Annotated in this window: 2 protein-coding genes and 2 pseudogenes; 1 reads left to right on the forward strand and 3 read right to left on the reverse strand. The window is 48.8% G+C overall.

Annotated elements, in window-relative coordinates:
* Positions 1-99: 99 nt before the first annotated feature.
* The 3 genes and pseudogenes from PX481_RS29740 to psaA all read right to left on the reverse strand — a co-directional run.
* A pseudogene (locus PX481_RS29740) lies at positions 100-207 on the reverse strand (DUF29 family protein); the annotation flags it as partial.
* 230 nt (positions 208-437) lie between these two features.
* On the reverse strand, positions 438-2,651 hold the full coding sequence (gene psaB / locus PX481_RS14400; RefSeq protein ID WP_002770787.1) for a photosystem I core protein PsaB: 2,214 nt from the start codon (positions 2,649-2,651) through the stop codon (positions 438-440).
* A 178-nt stretch (positions 2,652-2,829) separates the two neighbouring features.
* A complete protein-coding gene (gene psaA / locus PX481_RS14405; RefSeq protein WP_002757220.1) occupies positions 2,830-5,076 on the reverse strand; it encodes a photosystem I core protein PsaA in 2,247 nt (748 codons plus the stop codon).
* A 467-nt stretch (positions 5,077-5,543) separates the two neighbouring features.
* On the opposite strand from psaA, the pseudogene PX481_RS14410 reads away from it, so the two are divergent.
* Positions 5,544-7,100 (forward strand): annotated as a pseudogene (locus PX481_RS14410) (hypothetical protein).
* The last annotated feature ends 362 nt before the right edge of the window (positions 7,101-7,462 follow it).

Below are 7,462 nucleotides of genomic sequence, written 5' to 3' on the forward strand. Positions count from 1 at the left end.
AGAGCCTATGGCTTGAGAAACTTTCGGAATTTTTGGGTTAGAAGTATGTTGTCTTGGCATCTTGTATGTTGATTTAGCATAAAGAGTAACGAAGAGCCAAAGATGTTCCCAATCTAAATTTTTCATCTCCCCGCGTCGAATTTGTTCGGTGGTTCGCTCAATCCACAAAACAAAGTCCTGATCATAAAGTTGTTTTAATTCTTCCCAGCAATTCTCATTTTAAGGTTTCATGACATTAAAACCCTTGCACCTAGAGGGGTTAATAATTCTTAACGAGTCTCTAGATCGCTGAAACAACGCAAAATCGTTTCAAAATGAGAATTGCCGAATTCTTCCACCTGCATAGATTTTTGAGATTGAGCCGCGCTTTTATTATCGATCATAAACAAAACCCCCCACCAATGGGCGGGGGGTTTTTTAGTCACCTAATTCAAGGTTTAGCCGAACTTGCCGGCAGTGGAAGCGATCAAGAAGGCGGCGTAGGTGAAGATATAGCCAACGGTGAAGTGAGCTAAACCAACCAAACGAGCCTGAACGATCGAGAGAGCCACGGGTTTATCTTTCCAACGAACGAGGTTCGCCAGAGGAGTGCGTTCGTGGGCCCAAACGATAGTTTCGATCAACTCTTGCCAGTAACCACGCCAAGAGATCAGGAACATGAAACCGGTTGCCCAAACGAGGTGTCCAAAGAGGAACATCCAGGCCCAGACAGAAAGGTTATTAACACCGTAGGGATTGTAACCGTTGATTAACTGAGCCGAGTTAGCCCAGAGGTAATCGCGGAACCAGCCCATCAGGTAGGTGGAGTTTTCGTTAAACTGAGCCACGTTACCCGACCAGACACCGAGGTGTTTCCAGTGCCAGTAGAAGGTTAACCAACCCAGGGTGTTCAACATCCAGAACATGGCTAAGTAGAAGGAATCCCAAGCAGAGATGTCGCAAGTACCGCCACGGCCGGGACCGTCGCAAGGGAAGGAATACCCGAAGTCTTTTTTATCGGGCATTAATTTGGAACCACGAGCGTCTAAAGCACCTTTAACCAGGATTAGAACGGTGGTGTGTAAACCAAGAGCGATCGCATGGTGAACGAGGAAGTCGCCAGGACCGATGGTTAAGAATAAGGAGTTAGTGCCGCTATTGATTGCGTCTAGCCAACCGGGTAACCAAACATCACCGTAGTTGGGATAGGCGGTGTAAGCGATACTATCGGGGTTAGACAACAGTACGTTCATGCCGTACAGGGTTTTACCCGAAGCTGCTTGCACGAATTGAGCGAACACAGGTTCGATCAGGATTTGTTTTTCGGGAGTACCGAAAGCGACGACCACATCGTTATGAACGTAGAGGCCGAGGGTGTGGAAACCTAAGAAAAGGGAAACCCAGCTTAGGTGAGAGATGATCGCTTCTTTATGCTCCAGCATCCGCGCCAGCACGTTATCTTTGTTCGCTTCGGGATCATAGTCACGCACGAAGAAGATAGCACCGTGGGCGAAAGCACCCACCGCTAGGAAACCAGCGATGTATTGGTGGTGCGTATAAAGAGCCGCTTGGGTAGTGTAGTCCTTAGCGATAAAGGCATAAGGGGGTAGCGCGTACATATGCTGCGCCACCAGAGAGGTGATCACGCCTAAAGAAGCGAGAGCCAAACCGAGTTGGAAGTGGAGAGAGTTGTTAACCGTGTCATAAAGATTTTTGTGACCGGCTCCTAACTTACCACTGGGGGGTCTGTGTGCATTAAGGATGTCCTTGATGCTGTGACCGATGCCCCAGTTGGTGCGGTACATATGACCAGCCACAATGAAGATCACAGCGATCGCCAAGTGGTGGTGAGCCATATCGGTTAACCAGAGGGACTCGGTTTGGGGATGGAAACCACCTAAGAAGGTGAGAATCGCAGTTCCCGCGCCTTGGGCAGTACCGAAAATGTGGTTAGCAGTATCGGGGTTTTCCGCATACACACCCCAGTCACCGGTGAAGAAGGGTAGTAAACCCGCCGGGTGGGGGGGAGTGGAGAGGAAGTTGTCCCAACCAACGTGCTGACCGCGGGATTCGGGGATAGCAACGTGAACGAGGTGTCCGGTCCAAGCCAGAGAGCTAACACCGAACAGAGCGGCGAGGTGGTGGTTCAGGCGAGATTCAGCGTTTTTGAACCAAGCGAGGCTAGGACGGAACTTAGGTTGTAAGTGTAACCAGCCAGCAAAGAGGAAAATCGCCGAGAGAATCAGCAGGAACACCGCACCTTGGTATAGGTCTTGGTTGGAGGTCATACCGATGGTGTAGAACCAGTGGTAAACCCCGGAATAGGCGATGTTAACCGGATTAGAAGCGCCAGCTTGGGTGAAGGCATCTACAGCGCCTTTACCGAACTGGGGATCCCAAATCGCATGGGCGATGGGACGGATGTTTAAGGGATCTTTGATCCACTGCTCGAAGTTACCTTGCCAAGCGACGTGGAATATAGTACCGGAAGTCCACAGGAAAATGATTGCAATGTGGCCGAAGTGCGACGCGAAAATCTTTTGGTAGAGATTCTCTTCCGTCATGCCATCATGACTTTCAAAATCGTGGGCTGTGGCGATCCCGTACCAAATCCGACGGGTAGTCGGATCTTGGGCTAGATCTTGGCTAAATTTAGGGAATTTAGTTGCCATAGCTGTTTAGGAAATTCTCCTCTCTAAATAACTGAGGCTCTTACACGAGTGCTGGTTATTTCCTTTTTTCAATTCACCCACTGTAATAGGAAACGCTTACAGAGGTATCGGTCAATCGACGCTGGTTCTGCCTAGTCTTGCCAATCCCCGGGGGACTGGCAAGCCCTTATAGGCAAGTTTAGCCAATCGAGAGACTTCTGGCCAAGAAGAATGCCCAAGTGGTGACAATACCGCCTAAGAGGTAGTGAGCCACACCAACGGCACGACCTTGAATGATGCTCAGGGCGCGAGGTTGGATAGCGGGGGCAACTCTTAACTTGTTGTGCGCCCAGACGATCGACTCGATTAATTCTTGCCAGTAGCCGCGACCACTGAACAGGAACATCAAGCTAAACGCGAAGACGAAGTGACCGGCTAGGAACATGATTCCGTAGGCAGACAGGGCAGAGCCATAGGAATTAATGACTTGCGCTGCTTGCGCCCAGAGGAAATCCCGTAACCAACCGTTGATGGTGATGGCACTTTGGGCGAAGTTACCGAGGGTAACGTGGGTGACAGTGCCATCGGGGGCGACGGTTCCCCAGACATCGGACTGCATTTTCCAGCTAAAGTGGAAGATTACGACCGAGATGGAGTTGTACATCCAGAACAGGCCGAGGAAAACGTGATCCCAACCGGAAACTTGGCAGGTACCGCCGCGACCGGGACCATCGCAGGGGAAACGGAAACCGAGATTCGCTTTATCGGGAATCAGACGGGAACCGCGAGCGTAGAGAACCCCTTTGAGGAGAATCAACACGGTGACATGGATGGTGAAGGCGTGGATGTGATGCACGAGGAAATCGGCAGTACCGAGGGTGATCGGCATCATGGCCACTTTGCCACCCACTGCTACTACGTCGCCACCGAAAGCATAACTAGCGGTAGTGAGAGCGTTAGGAGCGGTGTTGCCGGGGGCTAGGGTGTGGAGACTTTGTACCCATTGGGCAAAGATGGGTTGTAGTTGAATTCCCGTATCCGAGAACATATCTTGGGGACGACCAAAAGCCCGCATGGTGTCGTTGTGAATGTATAAACCGAAGCTATGGAAGCCAAGGAAAATACATACCCAGTTCAGGTGGGAGATAATTGCGTCGCGATGACGGATCATCCGATCGAGCAGGTTATCCACGTTTTTGGCTGGATCGTAGTCCCGCACCATGAAGATCGCTCCGTGCGCTCCCGCACCGACGATTAAGAAGCCACCGATCCAAGTGTGGTGAGTGAACAAGGATAGTTGGGTGGCGTAGTCAGTCGCCTGATAGGGATAAGGCGGCATGGCGTACATATGGTGGGCCACGATGATGGTTAGCGAACCTAAGAGAGCCAGGTTAATCGCTAACTGGGCGTGCCAAGAGGTGGTCAGGATTTCGTACAGTCCTTTGTGACCTTGACCGGTGAAGGGACCTTTGTGGTTTTCGAGGATTTCCTTCATGCTGTGACCGATACCCCAGTTGGTACGGTACATATGACCGGCAATGATGAATAATACAGCGATCGCCAAGTGATGGTGAGCGGTATCGGAAAGCCAGAGACCACCAGTCACGGGGTTCAAGCCACCTTTGAAGGTGAGGAAATCCGAGTAAGCACCCCAGTTAAGGGTAAAGAAGGGGGTCAAACCCTGGGCGAAACTGGGATATAAGTCCGCCATCTTGCTCGGTTCGAGAATGAACTCGTGGGGCAAGGGGATGTCTTGGGGAGCGACTCCCGCATCGAGGAGTTTGTTCACCGGTAAAGAAACGTGAATCTGATGACCGGCCCAACCTAGGGAACCTAAGCCGAGTAAACCCGCCAAGTGGTGGTTCATCATCGATTCCACGTTTTGGAACCATTCCAGTTTCGGTGCGCTTTTGTGGTAATGGAACCAACCGGCAAACAGCATCAGGCCCGCCATAACTAAACCACCGATAGCGGTGCAGTATAGCTGATAGCTGTTGGTGAACCCGGAGGCGCGCCAGAGGTAGAACAGACCAGAGGTGATCTGAATACCGTGGAAACCACCGCCCACATCGCCGTTGAGGATGCCTTGACCGACGATCGGCCAGACCACTTGGGCGCTGGGTTTGATGGCGAGCGGGTTGGTTAACCAAGCTTCATAGTTAGAAAATTTCGCGCCGTGGAAGTACATTCCACTCAGCCAAACGAAGACAACGGCGAGATGTCCGAAGTGGGCGCTGAAGATTTTCCTGGAAATATCTTCCAGATCGCTGGTTTGACTATCAAAATCGTGGACGTTGGCGTGTAGGTTCCAAATCCAGGTGGTGGTTTTGGGTCCTTTGGCTAAAGTGCGATCAAAATGCCCCGGCTGACCCCACTTCTCAAAGGAAGTAGGTACTGGGTCTTTATCTACAATCACTTTAGCTACCGCTTTGGGGGGGAGTGCCATGAGGATTCTCCTCTCTCGACAATAGACTTAGCGTTTTATTTGAGGATAGATTTTTTAACCTAAAAAAGGCAAGTTGAAATCTGACCCACCTTTTGTTAATGTCGCTTGACTTTCCTCTTGGGTGAGATTCCAGTCGAAAGCATCAATAGTAGATGATAAGTCTTTGTTCTCTCCTCTGTTCGTTGTGCTTAACAATAATTAAAATTCTCTCAATCCTTGATAGGAGAGACATTTTCTGCTATGGACGGTCTTAGTCAGGGTCAGACCGGTAATTTTTCTTTACAAAAGTTTATTAATTGTCGCCCCAGAAGCCGATTTCACCTTTTTCTCCCTCACCAGACCATATAGAAAATTCAATAGATAGATTCTCAAAAAACAATCAAACAATTCTGTAAAATTGAGGCCATAACCTCATCTTCTCGCGCTTTTGCTGACACCAGAGCATTCAATGACTCTAGCAAAAATCAATGGTTTGTATAGATTTTGGCCTTGGCTCTAGGAGGAACGTGCTATCCCTACTACATAAATTAATCCCAGTCAAAACCCTTCGTATATGTCTTGTGATCGGTTTACTGACCATTCTGTTAACCGCCTGTGGCGATCGCCTGACGGCTACCAATCTCCCCACTTCCGAAACCCTTCATCTTCCCGTCGTCCAAGGCCGCATTTCTGAGGTTGCCCCCCCGGCCCTAATTCAGGAACTGCGACCCAGTTTAGATCGTTACGCTCCCCAAGTAACGATTCTCAGTCCTCTGGCCGAACAAGTTTTCGATGACCCTCAGGTGACAGTTAAACTACAAGTGTCAGATCTGCCAATTTTCCAAGACGATACCCTGAAATTAGGACCCCACTTGAGCCTAATTGTCGATAATGAACCAGCAGCGGCTATCTACGACCTCAAGCAACCGATTATCCTAGAAAATCTTGCCCCCGGTACTCACACCCTCCGCGTCTTGTCCATGCGGCCTTGGCAGGAAAGTTTTAAAAATGATGGGGCCTTCGCTGAAACAACCTTTCATATTCTGACAAAAACAGGCAAAAATGCCCCTGATAACAACTTACCCCTGTTAACCTACAGTAGTCCGCAAGGAATCTACGGCGCAGAACCGATCCTGCTCGATTTTTATCTGAGTAATGCTCCTCTACGTCTGCCCAATACTGCCAACGAGGATAATAGTCTTCAAAATTGGCGCATTCGTGTCACTGTCAACGGTGAAAGTTTTCTGCTTGATACTTGGGAACCGATCTATCTCAAGGGTTTTGCCAAGGGCAATAACTGGGTACAATTAGAATTCATCGATGGTAAGGGAAATAAAATCGAAAACGAGTTTAATACCAGCGTGCGCGTGATTAGCTTTGATCCCTCTTACCGAGACGGCCTTAGTCAATTAGTCCGCGGCGATTTATCCCCTACAATTGCCCGTAGCATTGTTGATCCCAACTATAAAACCATTCCCAGTCTACAGGAAAAAACTCCCGTTATTGAGCCAGAAAGCCCAATAGTGGAAGAAACCCCCGTTATTGAGCCAGAAACCCCTATAGTGGAAGAAACCCCCGTTATTGAGCCAGAAACCCCTATAGTTCAGGAAATCCCTGTTATTGAGGAGGAAACTCCTGTTATTGAGCCAGAAACCCCTATAGTGGAAGAAACTCCTGTTATTGAGCCAGAAACCCCTATAGTGGAAGAAACTCCTGTTATTGAGCCAGAAACCCCAATAGTGGAAGAAAAACCAGTAGAGACAGAAACAATCGAAAAGGTAGAGGAAACCCCTGAAGCGATCGAATCTCCCTTAACCACCATACCGGAGACAAAGGAGATTAACGAACCGGCCTCTAGTATTTAGCCTCCGGTAGAAGTGGAACCTATTCCCGAACCCCAGAACAATAGCGAGCAAAAAATCACCATTTTCGATCGCATTCAACAAACCTTAAATCGTTTCCAGTTACCCTCTCCCCCAGCAGAAACAGATATCGAACTACCCATCCTCGATCCTGAATTATTCAGCAATATCGATCGATCTTAAAACCCAGCTTAATCGAGTTTTTAGGGGATAGGGTAATGAGGGTAATGGGGAAGTGGGGAGGTGGGAATTATGAATTATGAATTAGGAGGTGGGGGGGTAGGGGAATGGGGGAATTTCAACTAAAACCCTAACACCCTAACACCCTAACACCCCAACACCCTAACACCCTAAAAACCCAACCCCCAACCCTCAACACCTCGATCGAGAAATTATTAAACAAATATTTCGCAATATAGACAAAATTGGGAACTAAGTTATAATCTAGAACGTCTCTAGGTAATTTACTAACTTTTTGCTTGAGGTAATTGTGTTTAACAAAATTTCCCTTGTCGCTGGTTTTGCCGGTTTAGTTGCCCTAACTA

The sequence above is a fragment of the Microcystis sp. M53603_WE2 genome, from assembly GCF_030065435.1.

Bases quoted from the DNA above. Each gene is read 5' to 3' on its own strand.
- psaB (WP_002770787.1), bottom strand. From the start codon at position 2,651: ATGGCAACTAAATTCCCTAAATTTAGCCAAGATCTAGCCCAAGATCCG.
- psaA (WP_002757220.1), bottom strand. From the start codon at position 5,076: ATGGCACTCCCCCCCAAAGCGGTAGCTAAAGTGATTGTAGATAAAGAC.